This is a genomic window from Bradyrhizobium denitrificans (assembly GCF_013179005.1).
Taxonomy (GTDB): domain Bacteria; phylum Pseudomonadota; class Alphaproteobacteria; order Rhizobiales; family Xanthobacteraceae; genus Bradyrhizobium; species Bradyrhizobium denitrificans.
Window position 1 is genome coordinate 1 of record NZ_JABFDP010000022.1, and the last position, 17,219, is coordinate 17,219.

At 65.1% G+C, this 17,219-nt stretch carries 18 protein-coding genes; 5 read left to right on the plus strand and 13 right to left on the minus strand.

Annotated features, from left to right (window positions below; all coding sequences use genetic code 11):
• From HL671_RS23970 to HL671_RS24025, 12 genes are all read right to left on the minus strand, one after another.
• Positions 1-520: transposase (locus HL671_RS23970; protein WP_172239305.1), on the minus strand; the 520-nt coding region annotated here is incomplete at its 3' end.
• A 289-nt stretch (positions 521-809) separates the two neighbouring features.
• Positions 810-1,370 (minus strand): hypothetical protein, encoded by a 561-nt coding sequence (locus HL671_RS23975; protein ID WP_012042048.1) that lies wholly within the window; start codon positions 1,368-1,370, stop codon positions 810-812.
• 241 nt (positions 1,371-1,611) lie between these two features.
• Positions 1,612-2,403, minus strand: a complete 792-nt coding sequence (locus HL671_RS23980) for a M15 family metallopeptidase (RefSeq protein ID WP_172239308.1) — start codon at positions 2,401-2,403, stop codon at positions 1,612-1,614.
• The gene (locus HL671_RS23985) at positions 2,400-3,746 is read right to left on the minus strand and encodes a YARHG domain-containing protein (RefSeq protein ID WP_246579491.1); all 1,347 of its coding nucleotides are present in this window, start codon (positions 3,744-3,746) and stop codon (positions 2,400-2,402) included. The genes HL671_RS23980 and HL671_RS23985 overlap by 4 nt, the downstream gene beginning before the upstream one ends.
• Positions 3,747-3,855: 109 nt before the next feature.
• Positions 3,856-4,698 (minus strand): shikimate dehydrogenase, encoded by an 843-nt coding sequence (locus tag HL671_RS23990; protein WP_172239314.1) that lies wholly within the window; start codon positions 4,696-4,698, stop codon positions 3,856-3,858.
• Positions 4,699-4,795: 97 nt separating this feature from the next.
• Positions 4,796-6,559, minus strand: a complete 1,764-nt coding sequence (locus HL671_RS23995; protein WP_012042044.1) for a SulP family inorganic anion transporter — start codon at positions 6,557-6,559, stop codon at positions 4,796-4,798.
• 92 nt (positions 6,560-6,651) lie between these two features.
• Positions 6,652-6,954 (minus strand): helix-turn-helix domain-containing protein, encoded by a 303-nt coding sequence (locus HL671_RS24000; RefSeq protein ID WP_041751332.1) that lies wholly within the window; start codon positions 6,952-6,954, stop codon positions 6,652-6,654.
• 129 nt (positions 6,955-7,083) lie between these two features.
• Entirely contained in the window at positions 7,084-8,109 is a 1,026-nt protein-coding gene (locus HL671_RS24005) for a sensor histidine kinase (protein WP_172239317.1), read from the minus strand.
• Between the two features lie 300 nt (positions 8,110-8,409).
• Positions 8,410-10,458 (minus strand): elongation factor G, encoded by a 2,049-nt coding sequence (locus HL671_RS24010; protein ID WP_172239320.1) that lies wholly within the window; start codon positions 10,456-10,458, stop codon positions 8,410-8,412.
• Positions 10,459-10,634: 176 nt separating this feature from the next.
• Positions 10,635-11,105: a DUF992 domain-containing protein gene (locus HL671_RS24015; RefSeq protein ID WP_012042040.1), complete on the minus strand. Its 471-nt coding sequence runs from the start codon at positions 11,103-11,105 to the stop codon at positions 10,635-10,637.
• A gap of 178 nt (positions 11,106-11,283) precedes the next feature.
• Complete coding sequence (locus HL671_RS24020; RefSeq protein WP_172239323.1) at positions 11,284-11,808, minus strand: DUF992 domain-containing protein; 525 nt, start codon at positions 11,806-11,808, stop codon at positions 11,284-11,286.
• A gap of 121 nt (positions 11,809-11,929) precedes the next feature.
• Positions 11,930-13,132 carry a pyridoxal phosphate-dependent aminotransferase gene (locus HL671_RS24025; protein WP_041751331.1) on the minus strand — a complete coding sequence of 401 codons (1,203 nt, stop codon included), beginning with the start codon at positions 13,130-13,132 and terminating at the stop codon, positions 11,930-11,932.
• A 191-nt stretch (positions 13,133-13,323) separates the two neighbouring features.
• On the opposite strand from HL671_RS24025, the gene HL671_RS24030 reads away from it, so the two are divergent.
• The 5 genes from HL671_RS24030 (at position 13,324) to HL671_RS24050 (ending at position 16,638) form a co-directional block, all read left to right on the plus strand.
• A complete protein-coding gene (locus tag HL671_RS24030) occupies positions 13,324-14,553 on the plus strand; it encodes a glycosyltransferase family 87 protein (RefSeq protein WP_172239326.1) in 1,230 nt (409 codons plus the stop codon).
• A 193-nt stretch (positions 14,554-14,746) separates the two neighbouring features.
• Positions 14,747-15,397 (plus strand): glutathione S-transferase family protein, encoded by a 651-nt coding sequence (locus tag HL671_RS24035; RefSeq protein ID WP_012042036.1) that lies wholly within the window; start codon positions 14,747-14,749, stop codon positions 15,395-15,397.
• 207 nt (positions 15,398-15,604) lie between these two features.
• Positions 15,605-15,850 carry a hypothetical protein gene (locus HL671_RS24040; protein ID WP_012042035.1) on the plus strand — a complete coding sequence of 82 codons (246 nt, stop codon included), beginning with the start codon at positions 15,605-15,607 and terminating at the stop codon, positions 15,848-15,850.
• Between the two features lie 67 nt (positions 15,851-15,917).
• Positions 15,918-16,103 (plus strand): hypothetical protein, encoded by a 186-nt coding sequence (locus tag HL671_RS24045; RefSeq protein WP_012042034.1) that lies wholly within the window; start codon positions 15,918-15,920, stop codon positions 16,101-16,103.
• Between the two features lie 73 nt (positions 16,104-16,176).
• Entirely contained in the window at positions 16,177-16,638 is a 462-nt protein-coding gene (locus HL671_RS24050; RefSeq protein WP_172239329.1) for a GNAT family N-acetyltransferase, read from the plus strand.
• Between the two features lie 171 nt (positions 16,639-16,809).
• Here the strand turns inward: HL671_RS24050 and hmuQ are convergent, their stop codons facing one another.
• Positions 16,810-17,130: a heme-degrading protein HmuQ gene (gene hmuQ, locus HL671_RS24055; protein ID WP_012042032.1), complete on the minus strand. Its 321-nt coding sequence runs from the start codon at positions 17,128-17,130 to the stop codon at positions 16,810-16,812.
• Between the last annotated feature and the right edge of the window lie 89 nt (positions 17,131-17,219).

Sequence of the window (17,219 nt, forward strand, 5' to 3'; positions counted from 1 at the left end):
CGCCGCGATGGCGGTCGATCAGTTCCAGCGCCTGATCCCGCTCCGCGGTGCCGGTTGCCTGGCTGACGCCGCCCAGCACGGCGAGGCCATTGCGGTTCTCCATTAAGGTATGAGCCATGTAGCAGAGCTTCGCCGGCTGGCCCTCGCCCTTCTTGTACAGCCGCGCCTCGGGATCGGTCGTGCTCTGATGCGTCTCGTTGCTGCGCTTTTCCTTGTGGAAGCTGCGCTCGGCGTTGCGGCCCGGACCGTCATTGTCCTGATCGCCGCCGTCCTTGCGGCGGAAGCTTTTGATCGACGCCCNGCCGTAAAACGCCTGCAGCAGCATCGCCCGCAGCAGTTTCTCCGGCGCGATCGACGGCCGGCCGAACGCGGTGTAGAGCGCTTCGAAGTCCCTTGAAAGGTCAGCCAGCGCCGCATTGGCGAGCCGCCGGATCGTGCGCAGCGGATGGTCGGGCCGAACCCGAGCCTCCAGGTCCACATAGCTGAACAGCGCCCCAGATCGTTCGTCACTTCCCCGCATCGTCTTCCCCACGAAGCATCCGCATCCAAGAGAATCACGATCAGAAGCTTGTGGCCAGCGCCTTTTTCAACAGCCTGCTAGACGGCCGATTCCAAAGTCTGTGTCCTGTTGATAGGGACATTGAGACCCCCGCTGTCATCGTCCGCGAAGGACGATCCAGTACGCCGTGACGGTTCAGCTCGATATCGTCTGCCGCGAATACTGGATGCTCCGCCTTCGCGGAGCATGACAGCGTCGCTCGTCCGCTCGGACATTCGTCAGGATGCGGCGTCGGCAAAGATGAGCTGGATCACATCGGCGGTGTGATGCCGTCGCGGCCGACGCTGACGCGGCTGGTCTCGAAGGAGCCGTCGGGCAGTTGCTTGATCGTGGCCATCACCTTGGCACCGGCCTTCAGCTCGGACTTGTCGCCGGGCACGAAGGTAACGATCGGGGTCTCGGGCGCGATATCGATGCGCTTCTCGCCGCCTTTGTATTTGACCAGCAGCGTATGGCCGTCGGTCGACACCGAGCTTTCGGACACTGTGGCGTTGGTCATGCTCGAATTCGGCTTCAGGTCCCACGACCGCGAGCCTTCGCCGGTGCCGCGCATCTCCTCCGGGAAGATGTGAATCTCGACCGCCTTCGGCGCGCCGTCCGGCCCGGGCACAGTGGTGGCGCCGATGAACGAGCCGGGCTTGATGTCGGCGAGGTCGGCCTTGACGACGCCGGACACGCGCAGATCGCCCGCCATGCGCAGCTTGAAGATCTCGCCGCTGCGCGCTTTGACCGTCATCGTTTCCGCGTCCACGCTTTCGACGGCGCCGCGGACGCGCGTCGGCACGGGGGCCTGCTGCGCGATGGCAAGCATGGAGGTCGTTGCGACCATGGCAAATGCAACAGCGGGGCGTATCAGGGCGAAACGGAAGGACATGCAGGGGACTCCAGGGGCTGTCTGGCTAGGCCTCTCATGCGGGGCCGCACGCGATCCCGCTCGAGAATACGTGGAATGAGACGCTTGTCGGCGGCGCTTATTCCATTCTCAAGTCATTGTGAGAATGACTGCCCCACCGACCGAGCCTTCGCGGACGCCCCTCAACGCGGGCAGACGCTCAGCGCGGCTGCGCCGGCAGCAGCTCCGGCCGATACTCGAAATGCATCGTGTCGTAGTGATACCACCGGCCGCCCCAGATGAATCCGTGCCGCTCGAAGATCTCGACTATCTGCTGCGGAAAACGATTCTTGTAGGGAATGGACACGGACGATCTGGCGTTCCACAGCCAATAGTCGGAATAGTCCAGGTTCAGATCGATCGCCGCCGCATAGCCGTGCATGCTCATCCGGCCCGTATCGGCCACCGGACGGCAGGACAGAACGCCCGCGATCGGAAAGGCGGCGCGCTTGATCTTGGGGTCGAGATCGTCGATCTCCCTGGATATCTCCGTCAGCCGCTCGGCAATGCCATTGATGCGCGTCACCTTGACTGTCTTGCCAAAACTCTTCGGCAGCCAGGTGATCGAGACGAGATGCCCGGCTACGCCGCCTGCGTTGCAGTCGCCATACATCTTCTTGAAGAAGGCCTCGTTCCTGAAGCGCCCGGGATCGGCGTTGACGGCGGGCGGCGATGGCGCGCCAAGCGGATAGGACAGGCTGAGCTGATCGAGGATGGTCGCGTTGCGGAGCTTGTCGGCGAAGGGGCGCTCCGGATCGAGTTGGCCGACCGGCATGCGCGTGCCGTCGCGCCAGATGACGACCTCGTCGTCATGTCCGGCCAGCGCTTGCGGATAGGCCTGCACCAGCCGGTCCAGCATGCTGCCGATCGTTTCGCAGCGCACGGCCGACGCGGACAGCCACTGCAGGCAGACGCCGATCGCCAGGAGGCGCAGAGCCGAGGGACGGGTCACGGCCGCCTGCTCATCTGATCAATCAGCTTGACGTTGGCCTCCTCGACCCCAGTCAGGGTCGGATTCCAGGTCGACGGCACATACCAGGCGAAGCGACCGAAATAGGCCTTGAGGTCCGGCGCATCGAAGAAGCGCCCGCGCCGGGCAAAGATTTCGTTCTTGGCCAGCCGCAACTCGGCCTTGGACAGCCGCGCCAGTTCGGCCGCGGTCAACAGGCGGCGGTCGGAGTCGGGAAAGATGAATCCGCTGGTCCCGCCATTTTCGGCGCGATCGAGCAAATCGACATTGGCGGCCTCGACCGGGCTCAAGACCGGATCCCAGGTGCGCGGCACGTACCAGGAGAACCTGCCGAAATAGGCCGTCAGCTCGGGCGAGGAGAAATAGCGTCCGCGGCGCGCGAAGATTTCATTGCGGGCAATGCGAAGCTCGTCCTTCGTACGTCCCTGCAGGTCGGCGGCGGACAGCAAGCGCTGGTCGGAGTCCGGGAATACGAACTCGGCCGATCGCGGCGCGCTGGCCATGGCCGGCGCCTGTGCTGGTGGCGGTGAGACGGCTGCAGCGACCGGTGCAGCAGCCAACTGCCCGTCCGCAGGCCCCGCGAAGTAGAAGGAGCCATCGATCGGGGACGAAGCGACCCAGGGCTGCTGCGCGCTGGCCGTGGCCTTCTTCACGGAAAGGCCGACCTGGTTGAAGGCCTGCAGCACGTCCAGCCCTGGCCGCTGCACCGCATCGACCAGCGCGCGCGTGTACGGGCTGTGTCCATCATCGCCATCGAGCGCCACATTGCCGGGCTGCGTCGCGTAGGACAGGATCGTGCCTTCAGGTGCGCGGATCTGCGCCAAGCCGCCATCGCTCGATCGCAGGCCGCGTCCCCCGAACGGATTGTTACGGCAAGCATCGAGGATGACGATGTTCAGCTTGGTGCCGGCCGCTTCCATCTGGCGCAGCACGAGGCCGACATCGACCATCATGAAATCGACATCGGCTTCGCGCGCCGGATTGGCGCTGATCGGCACGAGGTAGTTGGTGCCGCGCACCTGGATGCCGTGGCCCGCGTAGTAGAACACGGCGACCTCAGCACCGAGCAGTTGCTTGCTGAAGGTCTGGATCACCTGGTCGAAACGCGACTTGTCGAGATCGAGCTGTGCAGCTCCGCCGACCAGGGTGAAGCCCAGGCGTTGAAAGGTCTCGGCGACGAGGCGCGCATCATTGGCCGGATTGGCAAGCTTGCCGACACTTTGATAGTCCGAATTGCCGACCACCAGAGCGATCCGGCTCGCGGCCCTGCAGGGCGCCACGCCGAGCAGCACCAAGACCAAAATACCGATCGCCAATCGCCGCATCATCCGTCCTCAAAATCCGGACGTCGTTCTAGCTCGCCGGATCGACCAAATCGACCGTGGCATTGCGGCGATATTGCATCGCGGGCCGATCTCGACAGCCGGGAGACCGCTATCTGTTGCGGAGATCGGCCTCGACGAGTGCGCGCAGCTCAGGCGTCACCTGGGGACGCTCGCCGAACCACAATTCAAAGCCGCGCACGGCCTGATGCAGCAGCATGCCGAGGCCGTCCGCCGTGCGCAGTCCGCGCGCGCGGGCAGCCACGAGCAACTGCGTCTCCAACGGCACATAGACGATGTCGACCACGACGGCCTGCTCCGGCAACCGACCGATCTCGATCGCCAGCGGCGGCTGGCCATGCATCCCGAGCGAGGTCGTGTTGACGAGCAGCCCGGCCTGCGGCAGCAGCGCGCTGACCTGCTCCCAGCCGCCGGCGACGACGCGGGGGCCGAACTGATCGGCCAGCGCCTGCGCGCGCGCGGCGGTGCGATTGATGACGTGAACACGGCCGATGCCGCGCTCGAGCAGGCCGAACACGACGGCCCGGGCGGAGCCGCCCGAGCCGAGCACCAGCGCCACATCGGTGCGGTCCCAGCCAGGCGCCGCGACATCGAGATTGCCGACGAAGCCTTCGACATCGGTGTTGGTCGCACGCAAGATCCCGTGCTCGTACCACAGCGTGTTGGCCGCGCCGACCGCGCGGGCACGGGAGTCCGGCTTGGTCAGCTCCAGCACCCGCTCCTTGTGCGGAATCGTGACATTGGCGCCGACAAAGCCGCGGCCGTGGAGATGCGTCACGAAGTCAGCCAGCTCTTCCGGCGGCACGGCCTCGATCGTGTAGCCGCCGGCGATGCCGAGCTTGTGCAGCCAATGATGATGGATCAGCGGCGAGCGCGAATGCGCGGCAGGCCACCCGATCAGGCACGCGGCGCGGGGTTTGGCAGCGAGGGTCATGGCGCTGACATCGGACAAGCTCCGGCCGGAGTCAATGCTCGCCGGCCCAGCCCGCCGGCCAAGTCCCGCGGGTGACAATTGCCCGAGACCGCGACGGTCAGCTCGCCGCCAGCCCGTCGGCGATCTCCTCGCCCGCCGTCTCCCGGCCCTTGATGTCGGCCACGGCGCGCTCGATGGTCTCGCGGTAGCGCACCAGCGGCGGCCGCACGCCGTGGGTCAGCAAGGCCCGGCGCACCGTCGGCGAGGCCCCGGTGATGAACAGCCGGATGCCCTGGCGCTTGGCTTTGGCGGCGACGCGGCTCATGGCATTGGCCGCCGTCGAATCCAGGAATGGCACCGCGGCGAAATCGACCACGAAGGCCTTGCGCCGGTCGGCGATGGAATCGAGCACGGTGCCGACCGTCGAGGCCGCGCCGAAGAAGAACGCGCCGGTGATGCGATAGACCAGCACATCCTTGTCGGCGCTGAGCTTGGCATCATACGGCACACGCGCGCCATCCTCGAAATCGGCGCGGTCCTGCGCGACCAGCGGCGTGCCGTCCTCGACCCCGGTCATCTGCGCCATGCGGTTGATGAACAGCACGGCGCCGAGCGCGAAGCCGACCAGGATGCCTTCGGTGAGGTCGCGAAAGATCGTCAGCCCGAAGGTGGCGAGCAGCACCGTGGCATCGCCCCAGGACGAGCGGATCAGGGTCAGGAATTCGTGCTTCTCGGCCATGTTCCAGGCCACCACGACCAGCACGGCGGCGAGCGCCGACAGCGGGATGTAGCTCGCCAAGGGGGCGGCGATCAGCATGAACACCAGCAGGAACAGCGAATGCAGCATGCCCGACACGGGCCCACGCGCGCCGGCGCGGACATTGGTCGCGGTGCGCGCGATGGTGCCGGTGACGCAGATGCCGCCGAACAGCGCCGATCCGATATTGGCGAAGCCCTGCGCCACCAGCTCGCAATTGGAGCGATGGCGCCGGCCGGTCATGCCGTCGGCGACGACGGCCGACAGCAGCGACTCGATCGCCCCGAGCAGCGTGAAGGCGATCGCATCGGGAAACACCGCCTGGACCTTGGCCAGCGAAAATGCCGGCAGCGCCGGCGCCGGCAGCTCGCGCGGAATGCCGCCGAAGCGCGTGCCGATGGTCTCCACGGGCAGCTGCAGCGCAAAGGTGATGATGGCGGCAATGACGACCGCGATGAGGATGCCGGGCCAGGTCGGCCGCAGCTGCTTCAGCCAGACGATGATGACGATGGACATCACGGCGAGCGCAACCGCCGGGATGTTCGCGGTCGGCGCGCCATGCGCGAGCGCGACCAGCTTGGGGATCAGCTCGCCCGGCTCCTTGCCGGGCAGCGTGATGCCGAACAGATCCTTCAGCTGGCTGGCGAAGATGATGACCGCGATGCCCGCGGTGAAGCCGACCGTGACCGGATAGGGAATGAACTTGATGTAGGTGCCGAGCCGCAAATAGCCGGCGATCACCAGCATCACCCCGGACATCATGGTGGCGACCAGCAGGCCGTCGAGGCCCTGGCGGTCGACGGTCGCGGCGACCAGCACGATGAAGGCGCCGGCCGGGCCGCCGATCTGGAAGCGGCTGCCGCCGAGCAGCGAGATCAGGAAGCCGCCGACGACGGCCGTGTAGAGGCCACGGCCGGGCGAAACACCGGAGGCGATGGCGATGGCCATCGACAGCGGCAAAGCGACGATCGCGACCGTCAAGCCCGCCAGCGCATCGGCGCGCAGATCGGCCAGGCCATAGCCTTCGCGCAGGACCGTCAAAAGTTTCGGTGAATACAGCTCCGCGAAGGTCGGCTGATGACGTCCGACCGATCCCCGCGCATTATGCTCGCTTGCGATGCTCATGCCCATCACGCTCCCGTCGCGCCATCGGGGCGGACGACCACCGACGATGCGTCTCACACGGAGCTTCAGACCCCCGTGCCGCGCGACAGGCCTCAACCCGCGCTATCGCGCGCAATGTCAGTTTGACGGCCCAAGCGGCGGGGCGATCCCGGGTCCTTCAGGCGAACACCACGCCCGCCATCCTCGCTGCGGGCATGCTCGCCGATCAGATCCACGCCCGCACGATTGAGCGCATCGACGACCTTGGTCAGCGAGTCCACCACGCCGCGGACGTTGCCTGTGGAGGCTTCCATCCGCTGGATCGTCGGCAGCGACACGCCGGCCAGCTCGGCCAAGGTTTTCTGATCTATCCCGAGCAGCGCCCGGGCTGCTCGCATCTGGAACGACGTGATCACGATGGCCTCACGTAGCACACACCATAATTGATGCATGAGACAAAGACAATGATGTAAAATACATCACATCGATCCAAAAGCAAGCGCCGCGCCGGGGATCGCCCGCGGCTGCTGTGCCGTCACGCCGGCTCAGGTCGGACCCCATCGGGGGAATTCGAGCCGGACCGTCGTCCCGCCATCGCTGCTGTAGGTCAACCTGCCGTTGAGCTGGGCCGCCAAGCCCTGACAGATCCGCCAGCCGAGGCTATCGCCCGCGCCGGGATCGGCATCCGCCGACATGCCCTGGCCGTCGTCCGAGATCGTCAAGGCGTAATGCGTGGCATCGAGCGGCCGCATGTTGACCCGGATGGTCCCCGCTTGTCCCGGGCCAAAGGCGTGTTTCAACGCATTGGTGACCAACTCCACAACCAGCAGCGACAACGCCGTCAGGCGTGTCAGATCGAGTTTCGCCGGCACGAAATCGACCACGCAGGTCACCTCGCGCGCACCGCTCGAGTCCAGGACATCGTTGCAGATCTCCTGCAGATAGGGGCCGATGTCCACGTCCATCCGGCCGGGATCGTGCAGCATGCGGTGGATCCGGGAGATGGTCTGCAGCCGCGCCTGCGCCTCGTCGAGGATCCCGATCGCGCGGCTGGGATCGGCGATCGCCTGCCGCTTCTGCATCATCAGCAGCCCGGCGATGAACTGGATGTTGTTGGCGACCCGGTGCTGCAACTCCTGGAACAGCACACTCTGGTTGTCGTAAAGGCTTTCGGAAACCGCCCGCTCCTGCCGCAGCCGCTGGGCCGCCTCATGCATGATGTGGATCAGCGTGATGTCGACCGCGACGATGATCGCGTAGAAGCCGAGCGCGAGCGCAGTCTGATAGCCGGAGCCCGGAATGAAGACGGACCAGGCGAGCAGGCCGGACAGCACGGCGCAGAGCACGCCCGGCCCGAAGCCGCAGAAGAACGCCGTCAGAATGACGGCCGGGAAGAAGGTCAGATAGGGAAACCCGTCCGGAAGCGTATCGACGAGAGCGAGCCGCAGCACGAAGGCAATGAATGTCGCACCGATGGCGATCGCGTAACCGAGCAGAGCACGCCGGCGGAGCTTTTCAGTGGCGTCGGCGGCGCGCAGATAGAATGGAGCGTGCGGGAGCTTTTTGGTCACGGGACACTTGAGCGGGGACGGACAACCGCGCGGGATAACGCGGGGCCCTCCCGGCCGGGAACCCGCCGCACACGCATGGGATGAGCTGCTGACCTGCATCAGCGGATGGCGGCGGAATATCAGCTCCGCTGCCCTGCATCATAGCACCAACTCGCGGCCGCTGAAGGTGCAGAAGTGCACATTTTGCCGCATTGCGGCCGGCTCCGGCCCGCCCCGATGCCGATCGGAGCCCTGCCCATCACAAGCCGTGGCCGAGCCGCAAAGGCTCGGCCAGCTTCAGGCTTGGTTGCGGCGATGCCGCTACGCCGCGTCGCGGTGCGAAGCAATGATGTGGTCGGCGGCGCGGCCCGTCACCTCGGCCATGTGGTCGAACTGTCGGGTGAAGCTGCCTGCGCCGGCGGTGGCCGAGCGTAGTTCGACGATCAATTCGCCGATCTCCGCCTCCGGCATCATGGCGCGGACGCAGTCCCAGCCCGGCCAGCCGTCGCGGGTGTCGAACGACAGGATCTGGCCGCGCCGTGCCGACAGAATCGCGTTGATCCTGGCGGTCGCCTCGGTCGGACAGACGATCTCGACGGTGTGGATCGGCTCCAACAGCACCGGCTGGCACTGCGGCAGTCCTTCGCTGACACCGACCCTTGCAGCGGTCCGGAACGCAAGATCGGACGAGTCGACGCTGTGATAGGAGCCGTCGGTGAGCGTGACCGCAACATCGATCACGGGAAAGCCCAGCGGCCCCCGTGCCAAGGCGTCGACCACGCCCTCTTCCACCGCCGGGATGTAGTTGCGCGGCACCGCGCCGCCGACCACCTTCTCGGTGAACTGGAAACCTTCGCCGCGCGGCAGTGGCTTGATATCGAGCACGACGTCGCCGAACTGGCCATGGCCGCCGGACTGCTTCTTGTGCCGGCCGCGCTGGGTGATCGGCTTGCGGATGGTCTCCTGATAGCCGATCGCAGGCGCCTGCGATTTGACATGGACGCCGAAACGGTCGCGCAGCCGCTCCAGCGCGACGCGGAGATGCATCTCGCCCTGCCCCCACAGCACCGTGTCATGGGTGCGCGGGTTCTGCACCATGGTCAGCGACGGATCCTCCTCGTGCAGCCGCTGCAGGGCCTGGCCGAGCTTGACGTCGTCCTTGCGGTCGAGGGCGGCGATCGAGAGCGCCAGCACCGGCGGCCATGGATCGATCTTGACCAATGCCTGCGGCGCCGTCTTGCCGGTCGCGATCGTGTCGCCAGTCTTGACCACGTCGAGCTTGCCGAGCGCGACCGTATCGCCGGCCTCCGCAGCGGCGCGCTTGCTGTCATAGGCACCGGTCGCGGCGAGGATGCCGGAGATGCGCGCGGCCTCGCCGGAAGCGGCATGCAGCGTGGCGCCGTCGTCGAGATGGCCGGACAGCACCCGCGTCAGGGACAGCTTGCCGCCGTGCTGCAGATGCAGCGTCTTGAAGACGTAGCCGAGCGCCTCCTTGGTCTCCGTCACGCCGAACCGCTTTGCAGTCTCCGCGATGCCGGGCGCCTCGTGGCGCAGCGCCTTCATCAGCCGGAGCACCCCGTTTTCGCGCAAGGCCGAGCCGAGCAGCACCGGGCAGATCAGGCCATCGCGCAATTCGCGCGCGAGATCATCGAACACCGCATCGCGCGGCGGCGGGATGTCCTCCAGCAGCTGCTCCATCAGCGAATCGTCGTGATCGGCGAGCTTCTCCAGCATCGAGAACCGCGCCTCCTTCTCGCGGTCGAGATTGCCGCCCTCGAGCGCAATCACCTCGGACGCCTTGTGCTCGCGATAGATGAAGGCGCGTTCCAGCGCGAGATCGACGAAGCCCTCGATCAGTTCGCCGTTCCAGATCGGGATCTGGCGCAGCACCAGCGGCACGCGCGACGCCGGCTGCAGGGTTGCGAGCGTCTCTCTGATGCGCGCATTGGCGCGGTCGATCTTGTTGAGAAACAGGAAGCGCGGAATCCGCAGCTCCTCGAGCTCGCGCAGGATGATCTGCAATTGCGGCAGCTTCTTCTCATCCGCCTCGCAGACCACGATCGCGGCATCGACCGCTGGCAGCGCCGCGCGCATGTCGTGCGCGAATTCGATCGAGCCGGGACAGTCGAGGAATGTGTAGCTGTCGCCCATGAAGGTGGTCGTCGCCGCCGTCATTGCGACGCTCATCTTGTGATGACGCGCCTCCGCGCTGGCATCGCCGACGGATGTGCCGGCATCGACGCTGCCGGCGCGCGGAGTCGCGCCCGTCCGTGCCAGGATCGCCTCCAACAGGGTGGTTTTACCGCTTTGGAAAGGGCCCACCAGCGCAATGCACCGTGGACCTCGGGGACTTCTCAGGTCTTGTCCCATTCGCCGCCTCCTCATTGTGGAGCTCGGCCCTTGATTGGGTCGGCAAAGCCGAATGCTCTGCCTGGTCTGCCGCTTTGGCAAGCAGGAGACCCGCGAAAAACGTTGCTGCACTGCGGAGAACGCACCGTTCTTCCCGCACGATAGCGGGAAGAGCGGTGGTCACGGCAAAGGCAGGATCAACGTCCCGGGCGCAATTCGAGACTTTCCAGACCGGCTGATACCGCCAGCCCCACTTGTCCCTGGACGCTCAGCGGCTGCAGCGCGATCGAATTGGCCGAGCCGCCGATCAGCACGTTGCCGCCGAGCCCGACGCCGACCGAGGCCGATCCCTGCGCGCCTGCATAGTCCCCCGAGAGATCGCCCGCCCCGAGCCGCGCCACCGGCGCATAGACCACCCAGGCCAGCAGCGATTCCTGGGTGATGCCGAGATCGACGCCCACCTTGCGGATGGTCGCGACGTAGCGATCCTCCGGCAGCCCGTCGGCGCGCAGCACGCAGCCGAGATGGGTGACCGAACCGACGATGAAGCCGATGCTGGCGCCACCGCGGCATTCGAGCACGCCGACGCGTACGCGATCTTGCGCCTGGGCGGCGCCGGCCATGCAGAGAACCGCAGCAGTGAGCCCGGCGAGGAGGGTCGAGCGCATGAAGAAACTCCGGCTGAGATGAAGGTGTGATGCAGACCCGTCGACCGAACCATGATCACGAGCTGTCACATCTATGGCACAAGCCGTACCGCCGCACCAGATTTGCCACTGAGGCTCAGGCGCCGCGGCCGTTGTCGCGAACGCTGTTGCGACGGGTTCGCTGCAGACGGGTCGACGCTCAGCGATAGAAGCGCGAGAAGTAGGACGATGAACGGCTCGGGCTCGGATGCATCGGCAGCAGCGGCATGAGCTCGACTTCGGTAACGCCCGCCGCCAGATTGATGCCGGTCTGCCCCTGGAGACTGATCGGCTGCAATGCGGTCGTGCGGCCAGAATCACGAAACAGCAAGCTGCCGCCAAAGCCGACCAGAGCGGCAGCGTTGGCGGTCAGGCCGCCATAGCGGCCGCGCAGCTCACTGCGACCGAAATCGTTGACGGGTGCGTTGACCGCCCACGCCATCCTGGTCTCGTCGGTCAGCCCGAGATCAAGACCATAGCGGCGGACCTTGGCGACATAGCGCTCCGGCTGGCGGCCCTCGCTGCGAAACACGCAGCGCAGTCGAGCCTGGGACATCACGAGCTTGCCCGAGGTCCTGCGCCCCTCGCATTCGAGCACGCCGGCCCGCATGGGCCGGGCTGCATGGGCCTGCGCGAGCGGGGCGAGCACCCCGAGCAACACGATCGACAGCACGAGCAGCCGCATCCCACTCCAACCCCAAGCCAGCACACTTGCCGCCCGACAAGAGAAAGGCGCCATGTTGAAAACATGGCGCCTTTTGGTGCGGAACTTGGCTGCAGGAGAATCGAGAGCGGCTGTTGCCGGATTACCTCAGATTGCCGCAGAACCTCTGGATGCGCTTGCAGGCCTCCTCGAGATCCGACGTCTTGGTGGCGTAGGAGATGCGGAACGCCGGGCCGAGGCCGAAGGCCGAGCCGTGCACCACGGCCACGCCCTCGGTTTCCAGCAACTCGGTGACGAATGTCTCGTCATTGTCGATGACCTTGCCGGACGGCGCGGTCTTGCCGATCGTGCCGGCGCAGGACGGATAGACATAGAACGCGCCTTCGGGCCGCGGGCATTCGATGCCGCTCGCCTGGTTCAACATCGACACCGCCAGATCGCGGCGCTCCTTGAACACCTTGTTGTTCGCCGGGATGAAATCCTGCGGACCGTTCAAGGCCTCCACGGCCGCCCATTGCGCGATCGAGCACGGATTCGAGGTCGACTGCGACTGGATCGTCGCCATGGCCTTAATGAGGTTGGCCGGGCCGCCGGCATAGCCGATGCGCCAGCCGGTCATGCAATAGGCCTTGGAGACGCCGTTCACGGTCAGCGTACGGTCGAACAGCGACGGCTCGACCTGCGCCGGAGTCGTGAAGACGAAGTCGTCATAGACGAGGTGCTCATACATGTCGTCGGTCATGATCCAGACATGCGGATGCTTGACCAGCACCTCGGTGAGCGCCTTCAGTTCGGCCTTGGTATAGGCGGCGCCGGTCGGGTTCGACGGCGAGCACAGGATCAGCCATTTGGTCTTCGGCGTGATCGCCTTCTCCAGCGCCTCCGGCTGCAGCTTGAAGCCATGGGCGGCCGTGCAGACCACCGGCACGGGCTCGCCGCCGGCGAGCGCCACCATCTCCGGATAGCTGACCCAATACGGCGCCGGGATGATCACCTGGTCGCCCGGATTGATGGTCGCCATCAGTGCATTATAAAGCACCTGCTTGCCGCCGACGCCGACGATCACCTGGTTCGGCTTGTAGGTGAGCCCGTTCTCGCGCTGGAACTTGCCGATGATGGCTTCCTTCAGCTCAGGGATGCCGTCGACCGCGGTGTACTTGGTCTTGCCAGCCTGGATCGCCTTGATGGCGGCGTCCTTGATGTTGTCAGGCGTGTCGAAATCCGGCTCGCCGGCGCCGAGGCCGATGACATTGCGCCCCGCCGCTTTGAGGACACGCGCTTTATCCGTGACCGCGATGGTCGCGGACGGCTTAACACGGTCGAGCGCAGCGGCGAGAAAGGACATCATCAGCTCCTATGCAGGCGTCGTGGATCACCCCATTCGGGCCACGACCGGTCATGTCAGGGAAACGCCTGCTTTTAAGGCCCGCAGCGCGGCATCGCAAGAAGCTTGGGCACATGGCTCCCAAGACTTTAGAGAACGTTAAAGCCGCCCCGCTAGGCTGCCTGAACGATTGTCCATTTCTTCAGGCCGAGATGACCGATATCGGGTGCGCCCTGCGATCCGGCGACTGGCTGACGGCCGCGCGGATCAAGTCCTACAGCTGGATCCTGCTGGCCTTCACCATGGCCACGATCGCCGGCTGGATCGCGCTGTCCGACGGACTGATCGACCGTCACGGCAAGCCGATCGGCACGGACTTCTCCAACGTCTATGCGGCAGGCGTGCTGACCCTTCAGGGCAAGGCGGCTGACGCCTACGATCCGCCGCTGCAGCACGCGACGGAAAAGGCCGTCTTCCATGGCCGGGACGTGCCGTTCTTCGGCTGGCACTATCCGCCGTTCTTCTTCGCCGTCGCCGCCATCACCGCCATGCTGCCCTATGCCGGCGGGCTCGCGCTGTGGGTGGTGTCGAGCCTGCTTGCCTACCTTGCCGTCATGCGCGCGATCCTGCCGCGCCCCGAGACGCTGCTGGTTTCAGCCGCGTTCCCGGCGGTGTTCGTAAACATCGGCCATGGGCAGAACGCCTTCTTCACGGCGGCACTGCTCGGTGGTGCGCTGCTGCTGATCGAACGCAGGCCGTGGGTGGCCGGAATTCTGATCGGGCTTCTCGCCTACAAGCCGCAATTCGGCATGCTCATCCCTGTGGCTCTCGTCGCAGGCGGACGCTGGTCGACGATCACGGCAGCCGGCATCACCGTCTCCGCCCTGGTTGTGATCAGCTTTGCTGCGCTCGGCGGCGATGTCTGGCACGCCTTCTTTCAGTCCATGACGTTCACACAGAACGTGGTGCTCGAACAAGGCGGCACGGGCTGGGAAAAGATCCAGTCGGCGTTCTCAGCCGCGCGCCATTGGGGCGCCGATGTCAAGACCGCCTACACGGTGCAGACCATCATGGCCCTGTCGCTCGCGACCGGCCTCGCCTGGCTGTGGCGGAGCGAAGCGGCCTTCGATCTCAAGGCTTCGGCGCTGGCAAGCGCAAGCCTGCTGGCAACCCCCTATGTGCTCGACTACGACCTCGTGGTCACGGCGGTCGCGATCATCTTCTTCGTTCGTCACGGCCTCGCATGCGGCTTTCGCGACTATGAGATCAGCGCGCTCGGCGCAGCCTGGATCGTGCCGCTGCTGTCGCGTAGCGTCGCCGGGCTGACCACGGTGCCGCTCGGCCTCATGGTGCTGATCGCGCTGTTCGCCCTCACTCTGCTCCGCGCGCAGGGTGATCGCGCCTCCGAGATCAGCGGACACGCGCGCATCGCACAAGCGTGATCTCGATTGTTTGACGCTGTTGGAAAGTTGTTGTCTGCGCGTGCACTGCAGTAGCGCTTTTCGACTTTTTCCATCCGCCGGCTCTTGCGGCCTCGGCCCTTCGGCATCATTGTCTGGCCGCATTGCGGGACGATCTGGCGTCCGAATGCATGATTCTGCGACTGAACGATTCCTCGAACTCGATATTGGCCGGATGTACAAGCTCTATTCCATGCAGCGCTCAGGCAATAGCTACAAGGTTCGCCTTGCGCTGGCGTTGCTGAACGCGCCCTATCAGGCGATCGAGATCGACATTCTGCGCGGGGAGAGCCGCACACCTGAATTCCTCGCCAAGAATCCCAGTGGCCAGGTGCCCCTGCTCGAGGTCGGAGAGGATCGTTACATCGCCGAGTCCAATGCGATCCTGTGGTACGTCGCCGGCGGCACGCCGCTGGTGCCGGAATCGCGCATCGAGCGCGCCGAGGCGCTGCAATGGATGTTCTTCGAGCAGCACGCGCTGGAGCCCAACATCGGGGCTGCCTATTTCTGGCTGCTGCTGGTGAAGGGCGGGCGCGACCTGCAGACACATGCACTGGAGGACTGGATGGAGCGCGGCTATGCAGCGCTGCAGGTGATGGAGAATCATCTCAAGACCAACGACTACTTCGCAGCCAGGCAGCTGACCGTCGCCGACATCGCTCTCTACGGCTACACGCATGTGGCCGACCGCTGCGACTTCGATCTGTCGACCTTTCCAAGAATCCGCAGCTGGCTGCGGCGGGTCGAGCAGGCGCCGGGCTTCGTCGCCATGGATTGGCAACCGGCGATGATCGACTCCGCCGGCATCGCCGCCGATTACGATTGAGCGGACACCGATCGCGCGAGATCCGTAAGACTACCGACCGCCCGTAGAATAGCGGAGAAAACACACGGAATGGTGGGAACAAATACCGCCAGCGCCATTGTTTTGCCGCTTTTGGCCCGCCACCGCCGCATTCCTGCCTGTCATTACTGCAGAATTTACCTCCGCGAGTGATTCGCTCGCGCATGTAGGGGTGAGGGATTCGAGGTCATGTATGGGTGGCATCGTGCTTCCGTTCCGAGTCTGTCAGGGATCCGAGGTCATTCCTCGCTGTCCCTGCTTGAACGTCCCGACGGCTCGTTTCGCGCCGGCGGCTTTCACGGCAATGCAACGCTGACTCTGTCGCCGCGGCTGACCAGCATCGTCGCCGCCTGCATCGCAGCTGGCACGCTATCGCTGGGCATAAGCATCGTCACCATCGCGACGCTCTCCATCCGCGCCCTGATGTCGACTTAGCCGCAGACTTTTTTGAAAACCCTTCGCAGTTTTCGCGACAACAGGCGATGATTGTCTCGCGCTCCAAATGGCGATGAAATCAACGGTCGTAATCGTTGCCGTGACCCTGGCACTCGCGATCCTGCTGGCGGCGTCACTGCTGATCCTGATCGAGCGGAAGGGCGAGCTTTCGCTCTCTCCGCTCAGTGAAGGCGGCGGAACGGTTCAAGCGCAACTGACGCAGTTTCCAACAGAGAACGGACTTACTGATTGATCATGGATTGATCACAAGCGATGCAGGACGTATCGAGAGAGCCTTTGGCATAGCAACCGATGGCGGCTCATTGATGCATTCCTCTCCCATGATACGTGCCATCGCGCACGAGGACTATGATCGCTGGCTGCCTTTGTGGGACGGCTATAACAGCTTCTATGGCCGTTCGGGACCGACCGCGTTGCCGCCCGAGGTGACCGCGACAACATGGGCGCGCTTCTTCGATGCTGATGAGCCGGTGCATGCGCTGGTGGCCGAGCAGGACGGCAAGCTGATCGGTCTCGTTCATTACCTGTTTCACCGCACCACCACGACGATCGCACCGATCTGCTATCTCAACGACCTGTTCACGAGCGAAGCCGCACGCGGCAAGGGTGTCGGTCGCGCGCTGATCGAAGCGGTCTACACAGAGGCGCGGCGGGCCGGCTCTCCGCGGGCGTATTGGCAGACGCACGAGACCAACACCACAGCCCAGGCGCTCTACAACAAGGTCGCCGAGCGCTCGGGCTTCATCGTCTATCGCAAGACGTTGTAGACCCGCTGTCATGCAATGGTCACGTCACGGGCCTACCCTTCAAGGGGCGCCTGATCACCCCCCGTCACCGATCACGCGTTCAGCGGTCCCCGTCAGTCGCCGTCTCTGACCGGGGCCGCATTTTTTTGCGTGAAGGGATTGCCTCAGCCGAATGCGATCCCGAGCGACGTCCTACTTCTTTCCGCCGACCGTCTGGCGCACCTCGAAGCCTTCGAACTGCGGCGGTCCGAGATAAAGCGGCTTGTTGTCCCCGGCCCCTTTATGGGCAGCACGGAAGGCTTCCGACTTGGTCCAATCCTCGAAGGCAGCTTTCGACGCCCAGATCGTGTGCGAGGCATAGAGCGTGTGGTCCTCGGCCTCCGGTCCCTTCAGCAGATGAAACTCGACAAAGCCGGGCACCTTGTCGAGATGGCTGTCGCGCGACAGCCAGACCTGCTCGAAGGCAGACTCCGAGCCCTTGGCGACGCGAAAACGATTCATGGCGATGAACATGCTGATCTCCTGGATGATGTGCCGCTGCGTTCAGGAATAGCAGACTTCGCCGCGCGATGCGCCTGCGGCGATCGTCGGCCATTGCGAGA

Bases quoted from the DNA above. Each gene is read 5' to 3' on its own strand.
- HL671_RS23995 (WP_012042044.1), bottom strand. From the start codon at position 6,559: ATGAGCATCGCAAGCGAGCATAATGCGCGGGGATCGGTCGGACGTCAT.
- HL671_RS23975 (WP_012042048.1), bottom strand. From the start codon at position 1,370: ATGCTTGCCATCGCGCAGCAGGCCCCCGTGCCGACGCGCGTCCGCGGC.
- HL671_RS23990 (WP_172239314.1), bottom strand. From the start codon at position 4,698: ATGACCCTCGCTGCCAAACCCCGCGCCGCGTGCCTGATCGGGTGGCCT.
- HL671_RS24040 (WP_012042035.1), top strand. From the start codon at position 15,605: ATGTATGGGTGGCATCGTGCTTCCGTTCCGAGTCTGTCAGGGATCCGA.
- hmuQ (WP_012042032.1), bottom strand. From the start codon at position 17,130: ATGTTCATCGCCATGAATCGTTTTCGCGTCGCCAAGGGCTCGGAGTCT.
- HL671_RS24030 (WP_172239326.1), top strand. From the start codon at position 13,324: ATGACCGATATCGGGTGCGCCCTGCGATCCGGCGACTGGCTGACGGCC.
- HL671_RS24050 (WP_172239329.1), top strand. From the start codon at position 16,177: ATGCATTCCTCTCCCATGATACGTGCCATCGCGCACGAGGACTATGAT.
- HL671_RS24035 (WP_012042036.1), top strand. From the start codon at position 14,747: ATGTACAAGCTCTATTCCATGCAGCGCTCAGGCAATAGCTACAAGGTT.
- HL671_RS24025 (WP_041751331.1), bottom strand. From the start codon at position 13,132: ATGTCCTTTCTCGCCGCTGCGCTCGACCGTGTTAAGCCGTCCGCGACC.
- HL671_RS24045 (WP_012042034.1), top strand. From the start codon at position 15,918: ATGGCGATGAAATCAACGGTCGTAATCGTTGCCGTGACCCTGGCACTC.
- HL671_RS24020 (WP_172239323.1), bottom strand. From the start codon at position 11,808: ATGCGGCTGCTCGTGCTGTCGATCGTGTTGCTCGGGGTGCTCGCCCCG.
- HL671_RS24015 (WP_012042040.1), bottom strand. From the start codon at position 11,105: ATGCGCTCGACCCTCCTCGCCGGGCTCACTGCTGCGGTTCTCTGCATG.
- HL671_RS24010 (WP_172239320.1), bottom strand. From the start codon at position 10,458: ATGGGACAAGACCTGAGAAGTCCCCGAGGTCCACGGTGCATTGCGCTG.
- HL671_RS23985 (WP_246579491.1), bottom strand. From the start codon at position 3,746: ATGCGGCGATTGGCGATCGGTATTTTGGTCTTGGTGCTGCTCGGCGTG.